Origin of the sequence: Diaphorobacter caeni, from assembly GCF_015354245.1 — a bacterium.
In the GTDB taxonomy this organism is placed as follows: domain Bacteria; phylum Pseudomonadota; class Gammaproteobacteria; order Burkholderiales; family Burkholderiaceae_C; genus Diaphorobacter_A; species Diaphorobacter_A caeni.
The window spans coordinates 234,674-258,100 of record NZ_JADKYZ010000007.1 but is presented as its reverse complement, the minus strand read 5'-3'; the positions used below and the strand labels follow the sequence as shown (position 1 = coordinate 258,100).

Annotated in this window: 22 protein-coding genes; 12 read left to right on the top strand and 10 right to left on the bottom strand. The window is 63.2% G+C overall.

Annotated features, from left to right (window positions below):
• Positions 1 to 57: 57 nt before the first annotated feature.
• Both ISG32_RS18310 and ISG32_RS18305 read left to right on the top strand, forming a co-directional pair.
• Positions 58 to 1,467 (top strand): ATP-binding protein, encoded by a 1,410-nt coding sequence (locus tag ISG32_RS18310; RefSeq protein ID WP_194772464.1) that lies wholly within the window; start codon positions 58 to 60, stop codon positions 1,465 to 1,467.
• Positions 1,454 to 2,038, top strand: a complete 585-nt coding sequence (locus ISG32_RS18305; protein WP_194772463.1) for a response regulator transcription factor — start codon at positions 1,454 to 1,456, stop codon at positions 2,036 to 2,038. Before ISG32_RS18310 ends, ISG32_RS18305 begins: the two co-directional genes overlap by 14 nt.
• Here the strand turns inward: ISG32_RS18305 and ISG32_RS18300 are convergent.
• Both ISG32_RS18300 and ISG32_RS18295 read right to left on the bottom strand, forming a co-directional pair.
• The gene (locus ISG32_RS18300) at positions 2,035 to 2,496 is read right to left on the bottom strand and encodes a CYTH domain-containing protein (RefSeq protein WP_194772462.1); all 462 of its coding nucleotides are present in this window, start codon (positions 2,494 to 2,496) and stop codon (positions 2,035 to 2,037) included. The two genes, ISG32_RS18305 and ISG32_RS18300, sit on opposite strands and share 4 nt — an antisense overlap.
• Before the next feature lie 58 nt (positions 2,497 to 2,554).
• The gene (locus tag ISG32_RS18295) at positions 2,555 to 3,310 is read right to left on the bottom strand and encodes a sulfite exporter TauE/SafE family protein (RefSeq protein ID WP_228529917.1); all 756 of its coding nucleotides are present in this window, start codon (positions 3,308 to 3,310) and stop codon (positions 2,555 to 2,557) included.
• Between the two features lie 192 nt (positions 3,311 to 3,502).
• On the opposite strand from ISG32_RS18295, the gene trhP reads away from it, so the two are divergent.
• Positions 3,503 to 4,873, top strand: coding sequence for a prephenate-dependent tRNA uridine(34) hydroxylase TrhP (gene trhP, locus ISG32_RS18290; RefSeq protein ID WP_194772461.1), 1,371 nt, complete (start codon positions 3,503 to 3,505; stop codon positions 4,871 to 4,873).
• 70 nt (positions 4,874 to 4,943) lie between these two features.
• Positions 4,944 to 5,885 (top strand): plasmid replication/partition related protein, encoded by a 942-nt coding sequence (locus ISG32_RS18285; RefSeq protein WP_228529916.1) that lies wholly within the window; start codon positions 4,944 to 4,946, stop codon positions 5,883 to 5,885.
• A gap of 60 nt (positions 5,886 to 5,945) precedes the next feature.
• On the opposite strand, the gene ISG32_RS18280 is transcribed toward ISG32_RS18285, so the two are convergent.
• Both ISG32_RS18280 and ISG32_RS18275 read right to left on the bottom strand, forming a co-directional pair.
• Positions 5,946 to 7,082, bottom strand: coding sequence for a CaiB/BaiF CoA transferase family protein (locus ISG32_RS18280; RefSeq protein WP_194772460.1), 1,137 nt, complete (start codon positions 7,080 to 7,082; stop codon positions 5,946 to 5,948).
• A 103-nt stretch (positions 7,083 to 7,185) separates the two neighbouring features.
• Positions 7,186 to 8,943 carry an acyl-CoA dehydrogenase family protein gene (locus ISG32_RS18275; protein WP_194772459.1) on the bottom strand — a complete coding sequence of 586 codons (1,758 nt, stop codon included), beginning with the start codon at positions 8,941 to 8,943 and terminating at the stop codon, positions 7,186 to 7,188.
• 182 nt (positions 8,944 to 9,125) lie between these two features.
• On the opposite strand from ISG32_RS18275, the gene ISG32_RS18270 reads away from it, so the two are divergent.
• Complete coding sequence (locus ISG32_RS18270; protein WP_194772555.1) at positions 9,126 to 10,019, top strand: LysR family transcriptional regulator; 894 nt, start codon at positions 9,126 to 9,128, stop codon at positions 10,017 to 10,019.
• 253 nt (positions 10,020 to 10,272) lie between these two features.
• Here ISG32_RS18270 and ISG32_RS18265 read toward each other — a convergent pair whose 3' ends face one another.
• Positions 10,273 to 11,637, bottom strand: a complete 1,365-nt coding sequence (locus tag ISG32_RS18265; protein ID WP_194772458.1) for a hypothetical protein — start codon at positions 11,635 to 11,637, stop codon at positions 10,273 to 10,275.
• 247 nt (positions 11,638 to 11,884) lie between these two features.
• Here ISG32_RS18265 and ISG32_RS18260 point away from each other — a divergent pair, with 247 nt between their 5' ends.
• Positions 11,885 to 12,220, top strand: a complete 336-nt coding sequence (locus ISG32_RS18260) for a hypothetical protein (RefSeq protein WP_194772457.1) — start codon at positions 11,885 to 11,887, stop codon at positions 12,218 to 12,220.
• 124 nt (positions 12,221 to 12,344) lie between these two features.
• Here ISG32_RS18260 and acnB read toward each other — a convergent pair whose 3' ends face one another.
• The 5 genes from acnB to ISG32_RS18235 form a co-directional block, all read right to left on the bottom strand.
• A complete protein-coding gene (gene acnB / locus ISG32_RS18255; protein WP_194772456.1) occupies positions 12,345 to 14,930 on the bottom strand; it encodes a bifunctional aconitate hydratase 2/2-methylisocitrate dehydratase in 2,586 nt (861 codons plus the stop codon).
• Between the two features lie 133 nt (positions 14,931 to 15,063).
• A complete protein-coding gene (locus tag ISG32_RS18250; RefSeq protein ID WP_194772455.1) occupies positions 15,064 to 15,672 on the bottom strand; it encodes a hypothetical protein in 609 nt (202 codons plus the stop codon).
• A 58-nt stretch (positions 15,673 to 15,730) separates the two neighbouring features.
• Positions 15,731 to 16,750, bottom strand: a complete 1,020-nt coding sequence (locus ISG32_RS18245; protein ID WP_194772454.1) for an HpcH/HpaI aldolase/citrate lyase family protein — start codon at positions 16,748 to 16,750, stop codon at positions 15,731 to 15,733.
• A complete protein-coding gene (gene tam, locus ISG32_RS18240; RefSeq protein ID WP_194772453.1) occupies positions 16,747 to 17,535 on the bottom strand; it encodes a trans-aconitate 2-methyltransferase in 789 nt (262 codons plus the stop codon). The genes ISG32_RS18245 and tam overlap by 4 nt, the downstream gene beginning before the upstream one ends.
• A 24-nt stretch (positions 17,536 to 17,559) precedes the next feature.
• A complete protein-coding gene (locus ISG32_RS18235; RefSeq protein ID WP_194772452.1) occupies positions 17,560 to 18,546 on the bottom strand; it encodes a malate dehydrogenase in 987 nt (328 codons plus the stop codon).
• A 215-nt stretch (positions 18,547 to 18,761) separates the two neighbouring features.
• On the opposite strand from ISG32_RS18235, the gene ISG32_RS18230 reads away from it, so the two are divergent.
• The 6 genes from ISG32_RS18230 (at position 18,762) to ISG32_RS18205 (ending at position 23,373) form a co-directional block, all read left to right on the top strand.
• On the top strand, positions 18,762 to 19,550 hold the full coding sequence (locus ISG32_RS18230; RefSeq protein ID WP_194772451.1) for a GntR family transcriptional regulator: 789 nt from the start codon (positions 18,762 to 18,764) through the stop codon (positions 19,548 to 19,550).
• 135 nt (positions 19,551 to 19,685) lie between these two features.
• Positions 19,686 to 20,108 (top strand): succinate dehydrogenase, cytochrome b556 subunit, encoded by a 423-nt coding sequence (sdhC, locus tag ISG32_RS18225; protein ID WP_194772450.1) that lies wholly within the window; start codon positions 19,686 to 19,688, stop codon positions 20,106 to 20,108.
• Positions 20,109 to 20,153: 45 nt separating this feature from the next.
• Complete coding sequence (sdhD, locus tag ISG32_RS18220) at positions 20,154 to 20,519, top strand: succinate dehydrogenase, hydrophobic membrane anchor protein (protein ID WP_166301048.1); 366 nt, start codon at positions 20,154 to 20,156, stop codon at positions 20,517 to 20,519.
• Positions 20,520 to 20,551: 32 nt separating this feature from the next.
• Positions 20,552 to 22,357, top strand: a complete 1,806-nt coding sequence (gene sdhA / locus ISG32_RS18215; RefSeq protein ID WP_194772449.1) for a succinate dehydrogenase flavoprotein subunit — start codon at positions 20,552 to 20,554, stop codon at positions 22,355 to 22,357.
• 30 nt (positions 22,358 to 22,387) lie between these two features.
• Positions 22,388 to 23,092, top strand: coding sequence for a succinate dehydrogenase iron-sulfur subunit (locus ISG32_RS18210; protein ID WP_194772448.1), 705 nt, complete (start codon positions 22,388 to 22,390; stop codon positions 23,090 to 23,092).
• Positions 23,093 to 23,097: 5 nt separating this feature from the next.
• On the top strand, positions 23,098 to 23,373 hold the full coding sequence (locus ISG32_RS18205) for a succinate dehydrogenase assembly factor 2 (RefSeq protein ID WP_194772554.1): 276 nt from the start codon (positions 23,098 to 23,100) through the stop codon (positions 23,371 to 23,373).
• The last annotated feature ends 54 nt before the right edge of the window (positions 23,374 to 23,427 follow it).

Below are 23,427 nucleotides of genomic sequence, written 5' to 3'. Positions count from 1 at the left end.
AACAGTCGAAGGCCCCGGCTCGGCAGCCGACGCTTGATTTGGCGACAATCCTGCCTCATGAACACCAGCAGCGGCAGCAACGTGGACACGACCGGCATTCCCGCGCGGGCCTTGCGCTCGCCGGCGACGCACGCCGGTCTCAAGAACCTGCACCTGCTGATCCAGCTGCGCTGGATCGCGGTGGTCGGGCAGATCTTCACCATCGAGGTGGCCCACTACACGATGAACCTGCAGCTGCCGGTGCGGGAAATGCTGATGGTCGTGGGCTGCCTCGCCATCTTCAACGTGGTCACCATGCTGCGCTGGCGCACCGGGCGCGGCGTGCGCAACGTGGAGCTGTTTCTCGCGCTGCTAGTCGACGTGGCGGTGCTCACGGTGCAGCTCTATCTGAGCGGCGGCACCAGCAACCCCTTCGTGTTCCTGTACCTGCTGCAGATCGCCGTGGGCGCGATGCTGCTGCGCGGCGGCTACATCTGGACCATCGTGCTCATCACCGCGCTGTGCTTCTTCGTGCTGAGCATCCATCACATGGAATTGCCCATCGCGCACGACCCGATACGCGGTCTGGCGAGCCCCTATGTCATCGGCCTGCTGGTGTGCTTTGTGCTCAACGCGACGCTGATCGTGGTGTTCATCACCCGCATCGCCCGCACCCTGCGCCAGCGCGATGCGCGCCTGGCCGCCGCCCGCCAGCGCGCGACCGAGGAAGAACACGTCGTGCGCATGGGTCTGCTGGCCTCCGGCGCGGCGCATGAGCTGGGCACGCCGCTCTCGACCATGGCCGTGATTCTGGGCGACTGGAAGCGCGACCCGGCGCTCTCCAAGAACCCCATGCTGCTCGAAGAGATCGCCGAGATGCAGGTGCAGGTGCAGCGCTGCAAGAAAATCGTGAGCGGCATTCTCATGTCCGCGGGCGAGGCACGCGGCGAGGCATCGACCGAGACCACCGTCCGCCGCTTTCTCGACTCGCTCGCCGCCGAGTGGAAGCGCACCCGCTACGTGAACACCTTCGTCTACGACAACCAGTTCGGCGACGACCGCCCGATGGTCGCGGATGCCACATTGGAGCAGATGGTATTCAACGTGCTCGACAATGCCAGAGACGCTTCGCCGCACTGGGTGGCGCTGATCGCCGAGCGCACCGAAACCGCGCTGGTGATCACCGTCTGCGATGATGGTCCGGGCTTTTCCAAGGACATTCTTGCCCAGTACGGCAAGCCCTACGTATCGAGCAAGGGCCGCCCGGGCGGTGGTCTGGGCCTGTTCCTTTCGATGAACGTGGCCCGCACGCTGGGCGGCAGCGTGCACGCACGCAATCGCGCGGACAGCGGCGCGGTGGTGACGATCACATTGCCGCTCGCGTCCATCGTCCTGCCGGAGACGGGCAACGGCAAAGAGACAACGACGACAACAGAGACAAAGACAGAGACGATTTCCGAGATTGGTCAGTCCCATGCAGAACATTGATGATGCCCAGATTCCGGACCCCGCAGACGACGCGCAGGACGAAGAGCAGCGCCTGCTCCTGATCGTCGAGGACGACGAGGCCTTCGGCCGCACCCTCGCCCGCTCGTTCGAACGCCGTGGCTACAAGGTGCTGCACACCGACAGCCTGGAGCACATGGAAAAGCTGCTCGAGACCCACGATCCGGGCTACGCCGTCGTCGACCTGAAGCTCAAAGGCGAGGCCACCGGCCTCACCTGCGTGCGCAAGCTGCACGCACATGACGAAGACATGCTGATCGTCGTGCTCACCGGCTACGCGAGCATCACCACCGCCGTCGAGGCAGTGAAGCTCGGCGCCTGCCACTACCTCGCCAAACCCTCGAACACCGACGACATCGAGGCCGCCTTCGGCCTCACCGAAGGCAACGAAGAGGTCGAGCTGACCAACCGCTCCAGCTCCATCAAGACGCTCGAATGGGAACGCATCCACGAGGTGCTGGCCGAAACCGGCTTCAACATCTCCGAGGCCGCACGCCGCCTGGGCATGCACCGCAGAACGCTTACGCGCAAGCTGGAAAAACGCAGGGTTTAAACCGGAATCCTGCGACTGACCGCCAGCTCCGAATTCCGATAACGCGGATCGTGGCTCACATCATCGCCAAGCCAGGCCAGCTGCGGCACGGGGTGGTCTTCCGATGGCAGTTCCACCTCCGCAATGACGAGGCCGGACAACTCCTGCTCGAACACGTCGATCTCGAACGTCAGCCCGTTCACTGGCAGGTAGTAGCGCACCTTCTCGATGCGCCCGAGGCTCGCAAAATCGGCCAGCAGCGCCTGTGCGTCGGCAAGCGGAATTCCGTATTCGAACTCGGCGCGCGAGAGGCCGACGGTCTTGCCCTTGAGCGTGAGAAACCCCTTGTCGCCCGCGACGCGCACCCGCACGACCATGCCGTTGTCCGCCAGATAGCCTTGGGCCATGCGGACGCCCGCCAGTCCCGTCACGATGGAGCGGTCGCGGACGAGGAATTTGCGTTCGATTTCAGTGGGCATGGTGGTTTCGGCAAAGGACACGATGAAAGACGCCACTGTACCCACGAATCGGCCGCTTTCAGCGGACCACCATCGACACGCCGAGCAGCAGCAGTCCCACCATCAGGCAGCGCTTGAACCACAACGGCGACAGCCGCGCACGCAGCCATGTGCCCAACTGCATGCCGATCAGCGCAGGCGCCAGCAGCAAGGCTGACCGGCCCACGTCACCAGTAGTGAAGCTGCCGTTCCAGGCCAGCCCCGCCGCGAGAGCGAGCGTCGATACCGTGAAGCACAGGCCCATCGCCTGGATCAGCTCGTCGCGCTGCATCGACAGCGCCTGCAGATAGGGCACGGCAGGCACGACGAACACGCCGGTGGCCGAGGTGACCAGCCCCGTCACCGAGCCCACCACGGGTCCCAGCCATCGCTCCTGCGCCACCGCGATGCGCCACTGCGCCCCAAGCAGCGCCCAGCCAGCATAGACGATCAGCGCCACGCCCAAAGCCACCGTGGCCCACGCGCCGGCTGGAGCGCCGATCATCAGGGCTCCAACGACCGTGCCCGCACAGATGCCGATCTGCATCGGCCCCATGCGCCGAAGCAGCGCGGGCAACGATGTCATCGGCAGCATCTGCCAGATATTGGTGACCAGCGACGGCACCACAAGCAGCGCCGCCGCTTCAGCCGGCGGCATGCGCAGCGCAAGCAGCCCCATAGCGACGGTCGGCAGACCCAACCCCACGACACCCTTGACCAACCCGGCCAGCATGAAAACGCCCATGGCCATCCACAGCCACGACGGCAACGCCGCGCTCCATTCCGATACACCCATACCGCATTCTTCCTTTTTCTGGCCAACAAGCCTGTTCAGTGGATGCGATTGTGTCCAGCGGGCGCGCCGTTGCCAATTCGGTATTTTCGGCCCGCCCTACGGATCAACCGAAGGCTCATCACGTTGCAGGTGCATACTGCGCAAAAACACTCCGCAGGAAAGCTGCTTGCGGTATCTGAGAAAATGGCGGCTATGACTCTCAAAGCCCCCGAACTGCTGCTGCCTGCCGGCTCGCTCGACAAGATGCGCGCCGCCTACGACTTTGGCGCCGACGCGATCTATGCCGGCCAACCGCGCTACAGCCTGCGCGCGCGCAACAATGAATTCCGCCTTGAGCAGATCGCCCAGGGCATTCAGGAGGCGCATGCCCGGGGCAAGAAATTCTTCGTCACGAGCAATCTGATTGCGCACAACGACAAGGTGCGCACCTACATCCGCGACATCACCCCCGTGATGGAGCTGAAGCCCGACGCCTTCATCATGGCCGACCCCGGCCTGATGATGATGGTGAAGGAAAAGTGGCCCGAGGCCGAGATTCACCTCTCCGTGCAGGCCAACACCACCAACTACGCCACCGTGAAGTTCTGGCAGAAGGCGGGCGTCTCGCGCATCATCCTGTCGCGCGAATTGAGCCTCGACGAGATCGAGAAGATCCGCCAGGAATGCCCGGACATGGAGCTTGAAGTCTTCGTGCACGGCGCGCTGTGCATCGCCTACTCGGGCCGCTGCCTGCTGTCGGGTTACTTCAACCGCCGCGACCCCAACCAGGGCACTTGCACCAACGCCTGCCGCTGGGAATACAAGACGCACGACGCGGCGGTCGATCCCAACACCGGCGAAGCGCTTGCGCAGACCATGGAAAACGGTTTCAGCTTCGACAAGGCGCGCGAAGAAGCCGATTCGCAATTCAGCACCTGCGGCAACGGCGAGCGCCACCCCAAGGCCGATCAGGTCTATCTGATCGAGGAAATGGGCCGCCCCGGCGAGCACATGCCGATCATGGAAGACGAGCACGGCACCTACATCATGAACTCCAAGGACCTGCGCGCCGTGGAGCACGTGGAGCGCCTTGTGAAGATCGGCGTGGATTCGCTCAAGATCGAAGGCCGCACCAAGAGCCTGTACTACGTGGCTCGCACCGCACAGGTGTACCGCCGCGCGATCGATGATGCGGTGGCCGGTCGCCCGTTCAACCCCGAACTGATCACCGAACTCGAAGGCCTCGCCAACCGCGGCTACACCGGTGGCCTGATGGAGCGCCGCCCTTCGCAGGATTATCAGAACTACGAAACCGGCCACTCGGTGCTGCAGCGCAGCCACTTTGTGGGCGAGGTGCGTGGTTACGCCGATGGTCTGGCCGAAGTGGAAACCAAGAACCGCTTCCAGGTGGGCGACACGCTGGAGATCATCCACCCTCAGGGCAATCGCCAGATCAAGCTCGAGAAGATGTTCAACCTCGAAGGCGAGCCCGTCGAAGTCGCACAGGGCAACCCGGTGCGCGTGCGCATTCCGCTCGAAGGCCCGGTGGAAGGCGCATTGATTTCACGTCTGCTGAACGCCTGACGCGTCCGCTGTTTTTGATTTGACAAAGGCCCTGATGTCAGGGCCTTTGTCCTTTGTTCCGCTTGCTGCAATGACCTACGAACTTCCCGCCAACGCCAACCCCGACAACAAACTCGAGAATCCGACGGCCGACGACATCGTCGTGCTCCCCGAACTCAAGGCCTACATCGACCCGCTCACGCCCGACGAGCACGAATCGCTCGAGCGCTCCATCCTTGATGAAGGCTGCCGCGATTCGCTGGTGCTGTGGGGCAACATCCTCATCGACGGGCACAACCGTTTCGGCATCTGCCAGAAGAACGGACTGCCGTTCAACACGGTGCAGAACACGCGCTTCAAAAGCATGGAGGACGTGCACCTGTGGATGATCGACCAGCATCTGGGCCGCCGCAGCGTCTCTGAATTCCAGCGCGGCGTGCTCGCCCTGCGCAAGCGCGAGATCATCGCCGAGCGCCGCGCAGCCGCAGCTGCTGCCGTCGTTGCTGCGAAGGCCGAGGCCAAGGAAGCCAACGGCGGCGAGCAGGCACCGTGGGAAGGCGACACCGACCCGGTGGTCGCCAAGGCGCTCGCCAGCGTCGCCAAGGTGCCGGACGACGCGCTCGACACGCGCGAATCCCTCGCCCGCGCCGCACGCCTGACCGCCAGCCAGGTGAAGATGATCGAGACGATCCAGGAGCACGCCGCCCCCGAGGTGGTTGCCGCCGTGAAGTCCGGCGAACTCTCGCTGAACGCCGCCGCCGTCGTGTCGTCCCTGCCCCAGTCCGAACAGGCCGCAGCAGCCCAGGGCGGCGCCCAGGAGCTCAAGGCCGCCGCCAAGCGCGTGCGCGACTCCAAGAAGAAGCCCAAGGCCGACGCCATGGAGTCTTCGGCGGATGACGCGGACACCTCCGCCGAAGCCGCTGCACCGTCCGTCGATGAGCTGCGCAAGCGCGTGACCGAGCTGGAGTCGGAAAACGAACGCCTGCGCCAGCAGGTGAAGGCGCTGCAGGATCTGTTGGCCGAGCAGGCTTGATGCCGCTCGACGCCTGCGGCGGGAAGTCCGCCACCGGCTGAACTGTCCGAGAGACCGCCGTCAGGACTTCCCCGCGTCCTTCTGAAACTCCGTCCCCTCCGCCAGCGGCGCGAAGCGATACGTCGCGGGCGTCCTGCTGAGCTTCACCGGCGCGCCCAGTCCCCGGTACTCGCCCATCTGGACGACCATTTCGCTGTGCTTCGTGTGTGGAGCCTCCAGCGCCTGCTCGACGTCGAGCACCGGAGCGGCGGGCACGCCGATGGACATGAGTTCCTCGGCAAGCTGCACGCAGTCGCGGGTGGCGAGCGCTTCTTCGAGCAGCGCCTTCAGCGCCACGCGGTTCACTGATCGCTGGCCCGCGGTGGCAAAGCGTTCGTCGGTGCCGAGTGCGGGTTGACCGAGGTGCTCGCACATCAGCTTGAACTGGCGGTCGTTGCCCACGGCGAGAAAGATCGGCGATGTGCCGGTGGCCACCACGTCATAGGGATAGATGTTGGGGTGCGCGTTGCCGGTGCGCTGCGGGATCTTGCCGTTCATGAACCAGTTGGCCGCATGCGGGTGCAGCAGCGACATGCCGGAATCGTAGAGCGACGCGTTGATGAGCTGGCCCTTGCCGCTGCGCGCGCGCTCATGCAGCGCGAGCAGCACGCCGATGACGGCGTTCATGCCGGTCACCATGTCAACCACCGGAAGGCCCACGCGCATCGGGTCGCCGCTGGCCTCGCCGTTCACGCTCATGATGCCGGACATGGCCTGAATCGCCGCGTCGTAGCCGGGCAGCGCGCCGAGCGGGCCATCCTCGCCAAAGCCCGAGACGCGGCACCAGATGAGCGCAGGAAACGCATGCTGCATCTGCTCCCAGCCTATGCCCCATTTCTCCATGGTGCCAATCTTGAAGTTCTCGACCACCACGTCGGCCTCGGCCATGAGTTCGCGCACGCGGTGCTGGCCTTCCGGCTTGGCGAGATCGAGAAACTGGATGCGCTTGTTGCGGTTGAGACCGTAGTAATAGGAGGCCACGCCGTCGCGAAATGGAGGGCCCCACGTACGGGTGTCGTCGCCTTGCGGCGGCTCCACCTTGAGCACATCGGCACCGTGATCGCCGAGAATCTGGCCGCACAGCGGTCCACCGAGAATGCGCGAGAGATCGAGTACGCGCAGGCCCTGCAACGCTCCCGCGACTGGCAACTGGGTCATTTGGGATCTCCTGTTTTCTTGAGCATCGGCCATTCAGTTTGCCACCGTCCGGCGCCGATCGCACGTGCAGCGTCACGCGCCCTCTCACAGCATGTTTGCGATCTCAGAACCACGCGGCGGGAATGATGCCCTCATCACCGAGCGGGTCGCGCGGCAGCAGTCGATTCACCACCACCAGCTGCGACAGTCGCATGCGCGCCTTGGAGCCGGTCTTCGATGCCTCCCACGCCATGGCGATGGCCGTGGTGCAGCAGTACAGCGCCGTCGCCGTCTGGCGCGCAAGCTGGTCGAGCCCCTGCTCCACCACCTTCTCGGCGAGCGCGCTGGCACGCGAGAGCGACTCGCGCAAAGCCTTCTCATAGGCCGGACTGAGCGAGGCATCGGACAGCAGTCCCGAGAGGTATTTCTGCAGCACCGGCAACGAGCCCTCGCGCCTGATCGCGCGGATCACATCGAGCGCGACGATGTTGCTCGTGCCTTCCCAGATCGAACCCAGATGCGCATCCCTCACGAGACGCGGATCGCTCCACTCCTCGATGTAGCCGCAGCCGCCGCGCACCTCCATCGCATCGCCGGTCACCTTGCGCGCATCGCGGCAGGCGCGGAACTTGATCATCGGCGTGAGGATGCGCAGCAGCGCGTAGGCCTCCTGGTCGCCCGCATCAGCGCGCGCCAGCACTTGCGCGGTCTGGAACACCATGGTGCGCGCCTGCTCCGCCGGAACGCGCAGCTTGTCGAGCTGGCGGCGCATCAGCGGCATGTCTTCAAGGCGCTTGCCGAAGGCGACACGCGCGTGCGCCACATACTCGGCCTCGGCGACCGCGCGGCGCATCATGCCTGCGGAGCGCACGCCGTTGGACAGGCGCGAGTTGTTGACCATGTCCGCCATCTGCACGAAACCGCGACCGCGCTCGCCGACGAGATACGCCTTCGCGCCTTCGAGCGTGATCTCTCCGCTGGCCATCGAGCGCGTGCCGAGTTTTTCCTTGAGGCGAATGATGCGGTAGCGATTCGTGCCGCCATCGTCCAGATAGCGCGGCAGCAGAAACAGCGAGATGCCCTTCATGCCCTCGGGATCGCCGTCGACGCGCGCCAGCACCATCGCGAATTCGGCGTCCGGATTCGAGCAGAACCACTTGTCGCCCACCAGCCGCCACGAACCGTCGGCGTTCGGGTAGGCCATGGTCGCCGTGTTCGAAATGTCGGAGCCCGCAGCCTGTTCGGTCATGAACATGGCGCCCTGCGCCTGCTCATCCCAGTCGAGCGACAACAACTGCGGAAGATACTTCTCGAGCAGCTCCGGCCTGCCGAATTTCTTGAGGGTGCGGGTCAGCGAGTCGGTCATCGACAGCGGGCAACACAGCCCGAACTCGGCCTGCACGAACAGATAGGTCAGCGCGTACTTGACGATGGGCGGCAGCTTGCCCTTCCAGCCCAGCATGTCCTCGCGATGCGACATCGCCTGCAGACCGAACTCTCCATAGGCGACGCGCTCCATCTCTTCGTAGGCCGGGTGCTTGATGATGCGCTGGATGTTCTCGCCCGAACGGGTGCGATGCTCGAGCGCAGGCGGATTCTTGTCGGCAATGCCCGCCAGATCGTCGAGCCGTCCGCCCGCCAGTTCACCCATGCGCGTGAAGTGCGGCAGCAGATGCAGGAACAGATCCTCGGGCAGATAGAGCTTGAGCAGCGACTCCATCTGGCCGTCGGTCACGTAGAGGTTCGCGCCGCGCCGATCCGGCACCGGATGCGCCTTGCTTGTGGCGGGCTTGCTGTCGCGCAGGTTCGCGGCATCCTGCGCGCGCTGAATGGTGGCGGAAGCCACGCGGTGGGCCGATTCGTTCTTGACGCTCGCCTGCATGCTTGTCTCCTTCGGTTTGGCGGGTCCGGGGACTCTTGCGACCAATTCCCCAACACGCTCAACTGCACATACTCCTATTTCAGCGCGCTCAATGATTCGCGTCAAATATTATTAAAATCTTGTTCAATATTTATTAGATATTATCAAGTCTGCGCTCACACCGCATGATCGACGCCCTGATGATCGAAACACGACTGCTTCGCTATTTCGTCGCACTGGCCGAAGAACTGCACTTCGGGCGCGCAGCGATGCGCCTGTCCATCTCGCAACCGCCGCTGAGCGTGGCGATCCGGCAGCTCGAGGATCAGGTGCAGGCCCAGCTGTTCGAGCGCAACAGCAAGGAAGTGCGCCTCACCGCCGCCGGGGATCATCTGCTGCCGCGCGCGCGGCAGATCCTGTCGCTGACCAGCCAGGCCGTGCGGGAAACCACCGACGTCGCGCGCGGCGTGCGCGGACATCTGCATGTGGGATTCGTGGGCTCCAGTCTCTATCGCGGCGTGCCGCAGGCGCTGGAAGCGTTCCAAGCGCAGCACCCGCAAGTGCGGGTCGACATGCTCGAGCTCAACAGCGGCGAGCAACTGCAGGAGCTGCAGCAGGCGCGGCTTCATCTGGGGCTGGTTCATTCGGTGCAGACGCCCGACGAGATCGCCAGCCAGTTGCTGATGGAGGAACCCTTCATGGTCGCGTTGCCGCAGGGCCATCCGCTCGAGTCCTGCGCGCGCATCGATCTGGCGGAACTCAAGAACGAACGACTGATCCTGTTCTCCGCGCAGGTCTCACCGCTCTACCACCAGCGCATCTACCAGATTTGCCAGACGCATGGTTTCGCACCCGAGATCCGGCACGAGGTGCGGCACTGGCTGTCGGTGCTTTCATTGGTGTCATTGGGCCAGGGCGTGGCCATCGTGCCCGCCTCGCTGCAGCGCGTGGGCATGCCGCGCGTGACGTTCAAGCCATTCATCGGCGATCACGTCGTGTCGGAGCTGCTGGCCATCTGGCGCAAGTCACCGGCCAATCCACTGGTCACGGCGCTCGTGGGGCATCTGCAGAGAGCCATTGCGGACCTGAGTGCCTGACGGGTTCGCCCCACTCCGCAGTGCTGGTGGCGTTCCCCAGCCCGAAACGCCAGGCGTATCTGTGGGAATGCGCTCTACGTCAGAGCCACTGGACGAAGTGATCCCAAGCGGAAACCAGCAGCGCCTTGCATTTGTTCAACGAGTTCATGGTGGAAGTCCGCGACAAGCTCGCGGTGTTCATCTGATGACGCAATTGTATCCAAAGGCTTCTTAAAAGTGAACGATTGTTACAAAGTAAACTGATCAGTGATCTTCAGCTTGACGTCACCAGCCAGATGGCAATGAATCCCAGCAGCATGGCAGCAAGAGCGATGGCAGTGAACTTCAAGGAAAGGCCCGAAACCCGCGCAGTTGCGGGAGCCGGAACGTCAGCAGGCGCATCGGCATGTACACCGGCATCCATATGAGTCTGCGCAACCGCCGGCTGCCCCAGCTCCGCCATGAGCAGGCGCACGGCGATCTGGCGGGATTGCTCGCGGGCCTCGGCCATCATGTCGGTGATGGAGTGGCGCCTGCCAAGACGCTCCTGCCCCGCGCTCAGCCAGTCCTCCCTGAATTCAGCCGACCATGCCTGATGCGGCAACAGCTTGGCGTGGCGGCTGACTTCGGGCGCAATCACCAGTGGAACGCCTTTGTACGACAGCATGCCATCCGGCAGATGCTCCTGATCGACCCAGATGCTGCAGATCCGAAGCGGATAACCGAAGAGTGCCAGCGGCAGTTCTTCGGAGAGCATGCGCGAGGTGCCCGAACGCAGATGGGCCCGAACGGCCAGCGCCTCCGGCGGCACCCCCTCCGCGTTCTTCGCTTCGCCCCACTGCCGCAGCACCTTGGCGATGGCCTGCACATCGTCATAGCGCAGCAGGTTCGCCGGGTCATACACGACCTCGGCGACGCGCAAGCCCACATATTCCGGTTTGAACAGGTCGGCGTGCGCCTGGATCACGCCACCGCAGGTGAAATTGCCGCGCTCGAAAAGCTCGCGCTGAGCGGCGAAGTAGTCCGACAGCGGATCGCCAGGCTCCAGCATCGGCAGCCGCGCGCTCCACATGGCGGAGCGCGTGACGGGATCGAGCGCATGTGCACGTTCGTGGAAAGCGGTGTCGCGATCCGCGCGCAGCGGTTTCAGCGGCTGCGCGGAACGGTCAAGCGCCCGCAGGTCGATGGGCGCAATGAGCTGGGTCAGCGACGCAGCAAGATCGGCACCCTCGGTCGTCCAGACATGGGCAACGATGCCCGGCAGCTTGATCATGCCAAGGCCGCTCGCATGGTCCTCGGGAAAGTGGACGACGCAGGTCCGTGATCCAGACTCCAGCGCCAAGAGGGACCATGACGGCGGCGATCCCACGCAGCGGCCCATCCACTCGGCCAGATAGAAGCTCAGCAGCATCAACGTGTCACCGTCCTGCGCGTGCTCGTAGAGCGCCCGCCCGGCCTGCACGCGCAGGGTGCGCTGCCTGTCCAGCCAATGCTGGATGCGCGACACGCTCGCGGCCGAAAAGTCCAGCGTGAGCAGCGCCCTCAGTCTGCGCGAGGCATGCTTGAGGAACACCGGGTCGGCATCATGGTCCAGAGCCCAGATGCTCTGCCGGGCAACGAAATTCAGGGGAAGCTGCATGAACGGGAAACGGCCGCGCGCCGCGAAGCGGACTGGGTCACGGCGAGGCGAAGGCAAAAACGCGAGCGACACGTCAGCGCACAAGCCGCTTCGCGTCCACTTGCGGGCGAAGCAGCATGGGCCTTTTCACGCTCGAAAATCAGCGGGACATGTCGCAACTCGTTGCAAAGTGTACCCAACCTGATGGTCAGGTCGGAATTGAGTCTGCATCAGAATACAGAATTTACTGTACAAAACAACAGTAACCATGGATACTGAATACTGTTTATTCAACCAGTGTTTCAAAACCATGGAAGTAGCCATCGTCATCGAAGTCACCCTGCAGGACTGCACCGGTATCGACCTTTCCCTGAAAGAGCGCGCAGAGGCCCGGTTCCAGCGCGAAATCGAGAAATTCTTTCCAGACGAGCAGAGCATGCTGGATTCATGGCGTGCATATGCCGACGCGGCCGAAGGCGGAGAGATCAATCAGGAGCAGGAACGACTGGCCCGCACCTGGCTCAAGGCCTTCGACAAGGCCAGGCAGGCGGGGTTTCAGGGAATTTCGGTGGAGGAAGCGTATTTCGATGTGCGCATGAGTTGAGTCTGCGGCACCTCTCCGCCCGCCCCTCAGCGCACCGCTTCTTCCGCGAAGCGGGCAACAAAAAACCCGCCTTGGCGGGTTTTTTGCTTTGCGCCTGAGGGCCCACGCAGGGGCCTCAGCAGGCTCAGACCTTGGCGGCCACTTCCGCGTACTCTTCGATCTGGTCGAAGTTCATGTAGCGGTAGACGCTGGCCTTGTCGGCGTCGATCACGCCCATTTCAGCCAGGTATTCTTCCTTGCTTGGCAGCTTGCCCAGACGCGATGCGATCGCGGCCAGTTCGGCGGAGCCAAGGTACACATTGGTGTTCTTGCCCAGACGGTTCGGGAAGTTGCGGGTCGACGTGGAGATGACCGTTGCGCCTTCACGCACTTGCGCCTGGTTGCCCATGCACAGCGAGCAGCCGGGCATTTCGGTACGCGCGCCGGCGGTGCCGAATGCAGCGTAGTGGCCTTCCTTGATCAGCTCGTTCTGGTCCATCTTGGTGGGCGGTGCCACCCACAGCTTGACCGGAATGTCGCGCTTGCCGCCCAGCAGCTTGGCTGCAGCGCGGAAGTGGCCGATGTTGGTCATGCACGAACCGATGAAAGCTTCGTCGATCTTGGTGCCGGCGACTTCGGACAGGTACTTGGCGTCGTCAGGATCGTTCGGGCAGCAGACGATCGGTTCCTTGATGTCGGCCAGATCGATCTCGATGATGTGCGCGTACTCGGCGTCCTTGTCAGCCGACAGCAGGTCGGGCTTGGCCAGCCAGGCTTCGACCTTCTCGATGCGACGCTGCAGCGTCTTGGCGTCTTCGTAGCCGTCGGCGATCATGTTCTTCATCAGAACGATGTTCGAGCGCAGGTACTCGGCGATGGTGTCGGGGTTGAGCTTGATCGTGCAACCGGCGGCGGAACGCTCGGCCGATGCGTCGGAGAGCTCGAACGCCTGTTCGACCTTCAGGTCCGGCAGGCCTTCGATTTCCAGGATGCGACCCGAGAATTCGTTGATCTTGCCAGCCTTGGCAACGGTCAGCAGACCTTGCTTGATGCCGTACAGCGGGATTGCGTGCACCAGATCGCGCAGGGTCACGCCGGGCTGCATTTCGCCCTTGAAGCGCACCAGCACGGATTCAGGCATGTCCAGAGGCATCACGCCGGTCGCGGCACCGAACGCCACGAGGCCGGAGCCAGCGGGGAACGAGATGCCGATCGGGAAACGGGTGTGCGAGTCACCACCGGTGCCGACGGTGTCGGGCAGCAGCAGGCGGTTGAGCCAGCTGTGGATCACGCCGTCGCCCGGACGCAGGGCCACGCCGCCGCGGTTGGAGATGAACTGGGGCAGTTCGCGGTGGGTCTTCACGTCCACCGGCTTGGGGTAGGCAGCGGTGTGGCAGAACGATTGCATCACGAGGTCGGCAGAGAAGCCCAGGCAAGCCAGGTCCTTCAGCTCGTCGCGGGTCATCGGGCCAGTCGTGTCTTGCGAACCGACCGTGGTCATGCGTGGCTCGCAGTACGTGCCGGGGCGAACGCCCTGACCTTCCGGCAGACCGACGGCGCGGCCGACCATCTTCTGTGCCAGCGTGAAGCCAGCCTTGGAAGCGGCGGGCGCCTGTGGCAGGCGGAACGCGTTCGATGCAGGCAGACCCAGCGCTTCGCGGGCCTTGGCGGTCAGCGAGCGGCCAATGATCAGGTTGATGCGGCCACCCGCCTGCACTTCGTCGAGCAGCACGTCGGACTTCAGCGAGAAGTCAGCGACCTTGGCGCCGCTCTTCTCGATCTTGCCTTCGTAGGGGTAGATGTCGATCACGTCGCCCATGTCGAGCTTGGAGACGTCCACTTCGATGGGCAGCGCGCCCGAGTCTTCCTGCGTGTTGAAGAAGATCGGAGCGATCTTGCCGCCGAGCGTCACGCCGCCGAAGCGCTTGTTGGGCACGAACGGAATGTCCATGCCGGTTGCCCAGATGATGGAGTTGGTGGCGGACTTGCGCGAAGAACCGGTGCCGACCACGTCGCCCACGTAGGCCACGAGGTGGCCCTTCTTCTTCAGGTCGTCGATGAACTGCATCGGGCCGCGCTTGCCGTCTTCCTCGGGCTTGAACGCCGCGTCAGGACGCGTGTTCTTGAGCATCGCCAGGTAGTGCAGCGGAATGTCGGGACGGCTCCATGCGTCGGGAGCGGGCGACAGATCGTCGGTGTTGGTTTCGCCGGGCACCTTGAAGACGGTGACGGTGATCGTCTTTTCGACTTCAGGACGCGAAGTGAACCACTCGGCGTCGGCCCAGCTCTGCATCACTTCCTTGGCCTTGGCGTTGCCGCCCTTGGCCTTGGCAGCCACGTCGTTGAAGAAGTCGAACATCAGCAGCGTCTTCTTGAGCGCGTCAGCGGCCACGCCGGCGACTTCTGCGTCGTCCAGCAGCTCGATCAGGGGGTGCACGTTGTAGCCGCCCACCATGGTGCCCAGCAGCTCGGTGGCCTTGGACTTGGAGATCAGCGCAACCTTGACCTCACCATGCGCCACAGCGGCCAGAAACGATGCCTTGACCTTGGCCGCATCATCCACGCCCGGTGGAACGCGGTGGGTCAGCAGGTCCAGCAGGAACGCGTCTTCGCCAGCGGGCGGGTTCTTGATCAGCTCGATCAGTTCGGCGGTCTGCTTGGCGTCCAATGGCAGTGGGGGAATGCCCAATGCGGCGCGCTCGGCCACATGGTCACGGTAGGCTTTCAACATGGTCTACTTCTCCGAAGGTTTTGGTTTTCAATCAATCTGGTGGGGCAACAACGGGCAAGCCTCTGGCTGACCATCCCTCGGATGGCCTCCGGAAACCCGCCCGGGTATTCAGTCCTGAGCTATGGGCTCAGGCTCACTTGGTGTTCAGGCCGTCCAGCAGTCCGGGCTGAGGGTTCTTCTTCATCGACTCGGCCACGGCCACCTGATTGGGGCTCATGCATTCGTCGGCCAGACGCTGGCCCTGCTTCTGGTTCAGCAGCATGGACTTGTTGGCGATCTGCACCCAGACGGCGCCGGCCTTCTGGTCTTCAAGACGCACGGCACCCGTGGATGTCGCCACGGGCTGCATGTGGTACTTGAAGTTCTTGCCGGTCACATGGAAGTGCCCTGGAGACGTCGCATCCTTCTGGATATCGACATAGGCACCCAGTTCGCAAGGCATGTGGCCAGTCACCACGGTGTCGGCCAGCGCCAGCTCGGCGGGCGAGAGTGCGGCACCGGCCGCAGCGAAGCCGGTTGCCACCTGCGTGGCGGCGCTCTTGAGCTGCGTGCGGCTGCTGTTGGCGGCAGTGGTCTTCTTGGGTGCTGCAGTCGTCTTCTTGGCGGTCGTGGTGGTCTTCTTGGCCGCAGGAGCTTTCGCAGCAGTCTTGGGAGCCGCCTTTTGAGCGGGCTTGGTGCCGGTTTGCGCCATGGCGATGGCTGGAGCGATGGCGATCAGTGCGGCAGCGACGAGGGTCTTCATGGGGACTCCTGCAAGGGGAAATTGAGTTGATGGGAGCAAAACATTAAAAATAACCGATTTATGCCTTGTCGGTCCCAACACCCGTAACAAACCATTGGCGCACATCCAACGGAATGGCGCGGCCGGTCTGGTGTGCACGCTCGAGGACCTGCCAGAAATAGCGGTAGCTCGCACGGTCGTGCAGAACGCCGTCTTCGCTGATGGGAGCCCAGTCAGCGGCCACGGCGGCAGAAATGATGCGCCCTGCGCGTTCGATCTCGACCTCGTCAGGCGCCAGCGCCGCGAGAATCGGACGGATCTGCGCGGGGTGGATGCTCCACATGCGCGTATAGCCGAATTCGCGGCTGGCCTTGCGGGCCGCGGCCTGCATGGCGTCGGCATTGCTGAATTCGGTGACCACGCAGTGCGACGGCACCTTGCCGTGCGCGTGGCAGGCGGATGCGATCTCGAGCTTGGCGCGCACCACCAGCGGGTGCTCGAACTGCCCTGCCGAGGTCATTCCGGACGAGGGAATCGCACCGCCATGCGCGGAGACGAAATCCATCAGACCGAAGCTCAGGCTCTGGATGCGCGGGTGCGAGGCGATGTCGAAGGCGCGGTGCACGGCGGCGGGCGATTCGATCAGCGCATGCAGGGGCAGATGCTTCGCACCGGCGGCGTCGAGCGCGCGGGCGGCGATCTCGACGTCTTCGAACGATTCCACCTTGGGAATCATGATGTGGCAGAGCCTGTCGCCCGCCTCGCCCGCAATCGTGGCGATGTCATTGGCGAACGCGGCATGGTCGACGGTGTGCACGCGCGCGGCGACACGGGCGCCGGGCTGGGCTTCACGGGCCAGCTGGGCCACGAGCTTCGCGTGTTCGCGCTCGAGCCCCACGGGCGCACCATCCTCGCAGTCGAGCGTCACGTCGAACACCACATGACCGAACTCGGCGCGCATTTCCTCCTGCAGCTGCAGGCTCTTGCGCATGCGGACTTCGACGCCGCTGTAGTGATCGCAAACGGGAATGTGATGCCGGCCTGCCTGCGCTCCGAGCAGGACAGTGGCGGGGTGGGCTTGGGCGGCGGGCGTCGTCATGCGGGTCGCTGGGCAACAATGAACATGCGCGGGAAAGCAAGCAGTCGCCTGCCGTCGCTGCGCACGGGATATTCGGCATCGACGCGCTTTTCGTAACTCGCAAGAAACTCGGCTCGCAGGTCGTCGGAAAGCGGATCGACAAAAGGCTTGAGTCCGGTGCTGCGCACCCATTCCACGATGGCCGCTGCGGACTCCATCGGATGCTGGTACACGGTGTGCCAGACATCCACCTGCGCGGCATCTTTGGCCAGCAGGTCGTAATACGCTTGAATGCCGAGCAGCTCGGTGCGCAGCTTGCTCACGTCGCCGATCGGCTCCTTGAAAGGCGCTTCGGCGGCCAGCTCGCGCATGTTGCGATGCGTGGGCTCCGCGCGGTTGTCGGGCATCTGGATGGCCAGAACGCCACCGGGTGCAAGCGCGCGGAACAGGCGCGGGATCAGCGTTTCGTGATCGCCCACCCACTGCAGTGACGCGTTGGCATAAATGAGATTGGGTGCAGGACCTGTTACGGCATCCGGCACCCAATCGGTAATGTCTGCGGCCACAAAGTCCACGCCGGGCAGACGCTTTGCGGCGCTCTCCAGCATGGCTTTGGAGTTGTCCACGCCAATCGCACGGGCCTTTGGAAAGCGTGCGATCAGCAGCTCGGTGGAGTTCCCCGGCCCGCAGCCCAGATCCACCACGAGGGAGGGATCTCCGAGCGGCACGCGCGCCAGCAGCTCACGGGCCGGGCGCGTGCGCTCGTCCTCGTAGCGGCTGTAGAGCTGGGGGTTCCAGTCTTGCATGGGTGGACCTTGGTTACCTGCGGATTACAGCAGGTGCTTCACGCCGTCTTGCTCGCCTTGCAGCTCAGCCAGCGTCTTGTTGATGCACTCTTGCGAGAACGCGTCGATTTCCAGACCTTCGACGATCTTGTACTCGCCGTTGGCTGTGGTGACGGGGAAGCCGAACACGATGCCGGCGGGAATGCCGTATTCGCCGTTCGAAGGCACGCCCATGGTGACCCATTCGCCGCCCGAGCCCAGAGCCCAGTCACGCATGTGGTCGATGGCGGCGTTGGCAGCCGAAGCGGCCGACGACAGGCCACGTGCAGCGATGATCGCGGCGCCGCGCTTGCCCACTGTAGGCAGGAACACGTCCTTGTTCCAGACTTGATCGTTGATCATGTCCTTCACCGACTTGCCGTCGACGGTGGCGAAACGGTAGTCGGCGTACATGGTTGGCGAGTGGTTGCCCCACACGGTCAGCTTCTTGATGTCGCCCACGGCGAAGTTGGCCTTGGCGGCCAGTTGCGAAGCGGCGCGGTTGTGGTCCAGACGCAGCATGGCGGTGAAGTTCTTCGCTGGCAGGTCAGGAGCCGACTTCATGGCGATGTAGGCGTTGGTGTTGGCGGGGTTGCCGACGACCAGAACCTTCACGTTGCGCGAAGCCACGGCGTTCAGAGCCTTGCCCTGTGCAGTGAAAATCTGTGCGTTGGCAGCCAGCAGGTCGGCGCGTTCCATGCCTGGGCCGCGAGGACGGGCACCCACGAGCAGCGCGTAGTCGGTGTCCTTGAAGGCTTGCAGCGGGTCGCTGTGGGCTTCGATGCCGGCCAGCAGAGGGAAGGCGCAGTCTTCCAGCTCCATGATCACGCCCTTGAGCGCATTCTGAGCCTTTTCGTCAGGAATTTCGAGCAGCTGGAGGATGACTGGCTGGTCCTTGCCCAGCATTTCGCCGGAAGCGATGCGGAACAACAGGGCGTAACCGATTTGACCTGCGGCGCCGGTGACGGCAACACGAACGGGCTTCTTGCTCATGTGAAAAACTCCAAAAAAATGAGGACAGTGTTGGTACCAGGGTTCACTCGACTCCGCTCGAAACAACAGCAGCCCGTGACCCGCAATCACAGACCAAGAGTGTACCGCTGATTTCTGAACAGGGTCAATTTGTCTTATGTCTTATATAAGATATGATGACAGGTGAAAGTTTCAACCTGATTACCCCATCGATCCCTCGATCCGGCCCTGCGGCAATGTCCTCCAACCCCACCTCCCCCCCTCTTTCCCCCGCAACCCAGGCGGGCGGCGGTGGTGCGACTCCCGCATTCAGCCCGCTGTACCAGCAGATCAAGGGACTGATCCTGCACAGCCTGCAGCACGGCGAATGGAAGCCCGGCGAGGTCATCCCCAGCGAAATGGACCTCGCGGCGCGCTTTCGCGTGAGCCAGGGCACCGTGCGCAAGGCCATTGACGAGCTGGCCGCCGAGAACCTGCTGATGCGCCGCCAGGGCAAGGGCACATTCGTGGCCACGCACGCCGAGCGCCAGGTGCAGTACCGTTTTCTCAAGCTCATGCCCGACGTGGGCGATGCCCGCGAGGAAGGCCCCGCCCAGCGCACGATTCTCGAATGCAAGCGCAGCCGCGCGCCCGTCGAGATCGCGCGGGCGCTGCAACTGCGCACCGGAGACCCCGTGATCCAGGCGCGCCGCATTCTCTCGTTCGCGGGCGTGCCCACCATTCTCGAGGACATCTGGCTGCCGGGACAGGCGTTCAAGGGCCTGACCGCCGAGCAGATGGCCGAGTACCAAGGCCCCACTTACGCGATGTTCGAGCTCGATTACGGCGTGCGCATGGTGCGCGCCGAAGAAAAAATCCGTGCGATTGTCCCTGATGACGAGCAGGCCAATCTGCTGCTGGTGTCGCAGCAGACGCCGCTGCTTTCCGTAGAGCGGCTCGCCTACACCTACAACGATGTTCCAATGGAGTTACGACGCGCGCTCTACCGAACTGACACACATCACTATCACAATTCGTTAAGCTGACAACGGGGTTTACAGCAACGCCCGACTATGGAATAAGCATTCCCCACAACCCGGTGACATTGGGTTGCAATAGAATTTTGGGTTGTCCGCATCCGCGATTACAACGCAGTTACATCCACGAAAGCAAATCCAGACATGACTGAGCAAGCTAAAAAGCGGCCTGAGTTCCGCAATATCAACGTATTCACGGACCTCCCGTCTTACCGCCTGCCGCCTGCCGGCATCCTGTCGATCCTGCACCGCGTGAGCGGCATGATCCTGTTCTTTCTGCTGCCGTTCATCATCTGGATGTTCGACAAGTCCCTGTCGTCCGAAATTTCGTACGGTGATTTCACCTCGGTCTTCCAGGGTTCCTGGGGCTGGCTGGCCAAGCTGGTCTGCCTTGGGCTCATCTGGGGTTACCTGCACCACTTCTGCGCCGGCGTTCGCCACCTGCTGATGGACATGAACCATCACATCGTGAACAAGGAATTCGGCAAGTCTTCCGCTCTGGTCTGCTTCGCCATCAGCCTCGTGCTGACCGTGGCTCTGGGCGCCAAGCTGTTCGGCCTGTACTGATCGGCCATCTCTCTTCACCTCTCCTCACGATAAGGAAAAAGAACCATGTCCGTGAATTACGGCTCCAAGCGCATCGTGGTCGGTGCGCACTACGGCATCCGCGACTGGCTGGTCCAGCGTGGCACCGCTGTGCTGATGGCACTGTTCACCGTCGTGCTGCTCGCACGCGTTCTGATGATCTCCGGCCCCATCGGCTACGAAGCCTGGGCTGGCGTGTTCGCCCCTCAGTGGATGAAGTTCCTGACTTTCGGCGTGATCGTGTCGCTCGTGTGGCACGCATGGGTCGGCGTTCGCGACGTGTGGATGGACTACGTTCCAGCCACCGGCCTGCGTCTGGTCCTGAATGTTTTCACCATTGTCTGGTTGGTGGGCTGCGCAGGCTGGGGTTTCCAGGTCCTGTGGCGTCTGTAATCGAGACACGTCTCCGCGATTGAAAGAAAAGAATGAGCTATTCCAAAGCAAATATCACCAAGCGCAAGTTTGACGTCGTGATCGTCGGCGCTGGCGGTTCCGGCCTGCGCGCGGCGCTGGAGCTGTCTCGTGCGGGTCTGTCCGTGGCTTCGCTGTCCAAGGTCTTCCCGACCCGTTCGCACACCGTGGCGGCCCAGGGCGGCGTGTCCGCATCGCTCGGCAACATGTCCGACGACAACTGGCACTACCACTTCTACGACACCATCAAGGGCTCCGACTGGCTGGGCGACCAAGACGCCATCGAGTTCATGTGCCGCGAAGCGCCGAACGTCGTGATCGAGCTCGAACACTTCGGCATGCCGTTCGACCGCAACCCTGACGGCACGATCTACCAGCGTCCGTTCGGTGGCCACACCGCCAACTACGGCGAAAAGCCCGTGCAGCGCGCCTGCGCTGCCGCTGACCGCACCGGCCACGCCATGCTGCACACGCTGTACCAGCAGAACGTAAAGTCCAAGACCAACTTCTTCGTGGAGTGGATGGCTCTGGACCTGCTGCGCAACACCCAGGGCGACGTGGTCGGCGTGACCGCCATCGAACTCGAAACCGGCGACCTGTATGAGCTGCACGCCAAGGCTGTGCTGCTGGCGACCGGCGGTGCTGGTCGCATCTTCCAGGCATCGACCAACGCGTTCATCAACACCGGCGACGGTCTGGGCATGGCTGCACGCGCAGGCATCCCGCTGCAGGACATGGAGTTCTGGCAGTTCCACCCCACCGGCGTGGCTGGCGCGGGCGTGCTGCTGACCGAAGGCTGCCGCGGCGAAGGCGCCATCTTGCTGAACAGCGAAGGCGAGCGTTTCATGGAGCGTTACGCTCCAACGCTGAAGGATCTGGCACCACGTGACTTCGTGTCGCGCTCGATGGACCAGGAAATCAAGGAAGGTCGCGGCTGCGGTCCCAACAAGGACTACATCCTGATGAAGCTCGACCACTTGGGCGCGGACACCATCCGCAAGCGCCTGCCTTCCGTGGAAGAAATCGGCCACAACTTCGCCAACGTCGACATCACCAAGGAACCGATTCCCGTGGTGCCGACCATTCACTACCAGATGGGCGGCATTCCGACCAACATCAACGGCCAGGTCGTGGTGTGGGACGGACAGCAGAACCAGGTGGTCAACGGTCTGTACGCCGTGGGCGAATGCTCCTGCGTGTCGGTGCACGGCGCCAACCGTCTGGGCACCAACTCGCTGCTCGACCTGCTGGTGTTCGGCAAGTCCGCAGGCAAGCACATCGTACAGTTCGTCAATGGCTTCGGTGACCACCACCAAGTGCCCGGCGACGCCGCCGACCGCACTCTGGCGCGCCTCAACCAGCTCGACGAATCCAAGGAAGGCACCTACGCCCAGGACATCGCCGGCGACATCCGCACCGCGATGCAGACGCACGCCGGCGTGTTCCGCACCCAGGCATCGATGGACGAAGGCGTCCAGAAGATCAACGCCATCCGCGAACGCGTGGGCAACGTGACCCTCAAGGACAAGTCCAAGGTCTGGAACACGGCCCGCATGGAAGCGCTGGAAGTCGACAACCTGATCGAAGTCGCCCAGGCCACCATGACCTCCGCCGCCGCCCGTCACGAATGCCGTGGCGCGCACACCGTGTACGACTACGAGCACCCTGCCGACGATCCGAAGTACCCTCTGGGCCGCAACGACATCGACTGGCTCAAGCACACCCTGTGGAACAGCAGCGACAACAGCCTGTACTACAAGCCAGTGAACCTGAAGCCCCTGACAGTGGAGAGCGTGCCTCCCAAGGTCCGCACGTTCTAATCCAGCAGCCCACGAGAAGAGATTCAAAAAATGAAGCGTACTTTCAAAATCTACCGCTACGATCCCGATAAGGATTCCAAGCCCTACATGCAGACCGTGGAGTTGGAGCTCGACGGCCATGAGCGCATGCTGCTGGACGCGCTGGTCAAGCTCAAGCAGCTCGACCCATCGATCTCGTTCCGCCGTTCGTGCCGCGAAGGCGTGTGCGGTTCCGACGCGATGAACATCAACGGCAAGAACGGCCTCGCCTGCCTGACGAACATGAAGACCCTCAAGGGCGACATCGTTCTGAAGCCGCTGCCGGGCCTGCCCGTGATCCGCGACCTGATCGTGGACATGACGCAGTTCTTCAAGCAGTACCACTCGATCAAGCCGTACCTGCAAAGCGACGTCTACACGTCCGCCAGCAAGGAACGCCTGCAGTCCCCCGAAGAGCGCGAAGAGCTCAACGGCCTGTACGAGTGCATCCTGTGCGCAAGCTGCTCGACGAGCTGCCCATCGTTCTGGTGGAACCCCGACAAGTTCGTGGGCCCCGCTGGTCTGCTGCAGGCTTACCGCTTCATCGCCGACAGCCGCGACACGGCCACCGAATCGCGTCTGGACAATCTGGAGGATCCGTACCGCCTCTTCCGTTGCCACACCATCATGAACTGCGTCGACGTGTGCCCCAAGCACCTGAACCCGACCGTCGCGATCGGCAAGATCAAGGAACTGATGGTTCGCCGAGCCATCTGATGACCATGGCACAAGAAGACTCATTGCTCGACGAGCGCGAAGTTTCCCTGCTGCGCTGGCGCTCGCGCCGCGGACTGGTGGAGAACGATCTGTTCATCGAACGCTTCTTTGCCACCTACGGGTCGCGCCTGACCACAAGTCAGGCGCGTGGAATTTCGGCGCTGATGGATCTCTCCGACAACGATCTTCTGGACCTCTTGCTTCGCCGCAAGGAGCCCGAAGGAGAACTCGCCACGGACGAGATCCGCTCGGTGCTCGAGCAACTACGCCCGCGTGCCTGACGCGGAGTGCAGATCCTGCACACAGATGTAGGTTAATTATTGAAGGAACTGGAA

Coding starts and splice junctions, on each gene's coding strand:
- ISG32_RS18260 (WP_194772457.1), top strand. CDS start 11,885: ATGGATACTGAATACTGTTTATTCAACCAGTGTTTCAAAACCATGGAA.
- ISG32_RS18310 (WP_194772464.1), top strand. CDS start 58: ATGAACACCAGCAGCGGCAGCAACGTGGACACGACCGGCATTCCCGCG.
- sdhC (WP_194772450.1), top strand. CDS start 19,686: ATGACTGAGCAAGCTAAAAAGCGGCCTGAGTTCCGCAATATCAACGTA.
- tam (WP_194772453.1), bottom strand. CDS start 17,535: ATGCAAGACTGGAACCCCCAGCTCTACAGCCGCTACGAGGACGAGCGC.
- sdhD (WP_166301048.1), top strand. CDS start 20,154: ATGTCCGTGAATTACGGCTCCAAGCGCATCGTGGTCGGTGCGCACTAC.
- ISG32_RS18205 (WP_194772554.1), top strand. CDS start 23,098: ATGGCACAAGAAGACTCATTGCTCGACGAGCGCGAAGTTTCCCTGCTG.
- ISG32_RS18250 (WP_194772455.1), bottom strand. CDS start 15,672: ATGAAGACCCTCGTCGCTGCCGCACTGATCGCCATCGCTCCAGCCATC.
- acnB (WP_194772456.1), bottom strand. CDS start 14,930: ATGTTGAAAGCCTACCGTGACCATGTGGCCGAGCGCGCCGCATTGGGC.
- ISG32_RS18235 (WP_194772452.1), bottom strand. CDS start 18,546: ATGAGCAAGAAGCCCGTTCGTGTTGCCGTCACCGGCGCCGCAGGTCAA.
- ISG32_RS18295 (WP_228529917.1), bottom strand. CDS start 3,310: ATGGGTGTATCGGAATGGAGCGCGGCGTTGCCGTCGTGGCTGTGGATG.
- ISG32_RS18210 (WP_194772448.1), top strand. CDS start 22,388: ATGAAGCGTACTTTCAAAATCTACCGCTACGATCCCGATAAGGATTCC.
- ISG32_RS18305 (WP_194772463.1), top strand. CDS start 1,454: ATGCAGAACATTGATGATGCCCAGATTCCGGACCCCGCAGACGACGCG.
- sdhA (WP_194772449.1), top strand. CDS start 20,552: ATGAGCTATTCCAAAGCAAATATCACCAAGCGCAAGTTTGACGTCGTG.
- ISG32_RS18300 (WP_194772462.1), bottom strand. CDS start 2,496: ATGCCCACTGAAATCGAACGCAAATTCCTCGTCCGCGACCGCTCCATC.
- ISG32_RS18245 (WP_194772454.1), bottom strand. CDS start 16,750: ATGACGACGCCCGCCGCCCAAGCCCACCCCGCCACTGTCCTGCTCGGA.
- trhP (WP_194772461.1), top strand. CDS start 3,503: ATGACTCTCAAAGCCCCCGAACTGCTGCTGCCTGCCGGCTCGCTCGAC.
- ISG32_RS18265 (WP_194772458.1), bottom strand. CDS start 11,637: ATGCAGCTTCCCCTGAATTTCGTTGCCCGGCAGAGCATCTGGGCTCTG.
- ISG32_RS18275 (WP_194772459.1), bottom strand. CDS start 8,943: ATGCAGGCGAGCGTCAAGAACGAATCGGCCCACCGCGTGGCTTCCGCC.
- ISG32_RS18285 (WP_228529916.1), top strand. CDS start 4,944: ATGACCTACGAACTTCCCGCCAACGCCAACCCCGACAACAAACTCGAG.
- ISG32_RS18280 (WP_194772460.1), bottom strand. CDS start 7,082: ATGACCCAGTTGCCAGTCGCGGGAGCGTTGCAGGGCCTGCGCGTACTC.
- ISG32_RS18230 (WP_194772451.1), top strand. CDS start 18,762: ATGTCCTCCAACCCCACCTCCCCCCCTCTTTCCCCCGCAACCCAGGCG.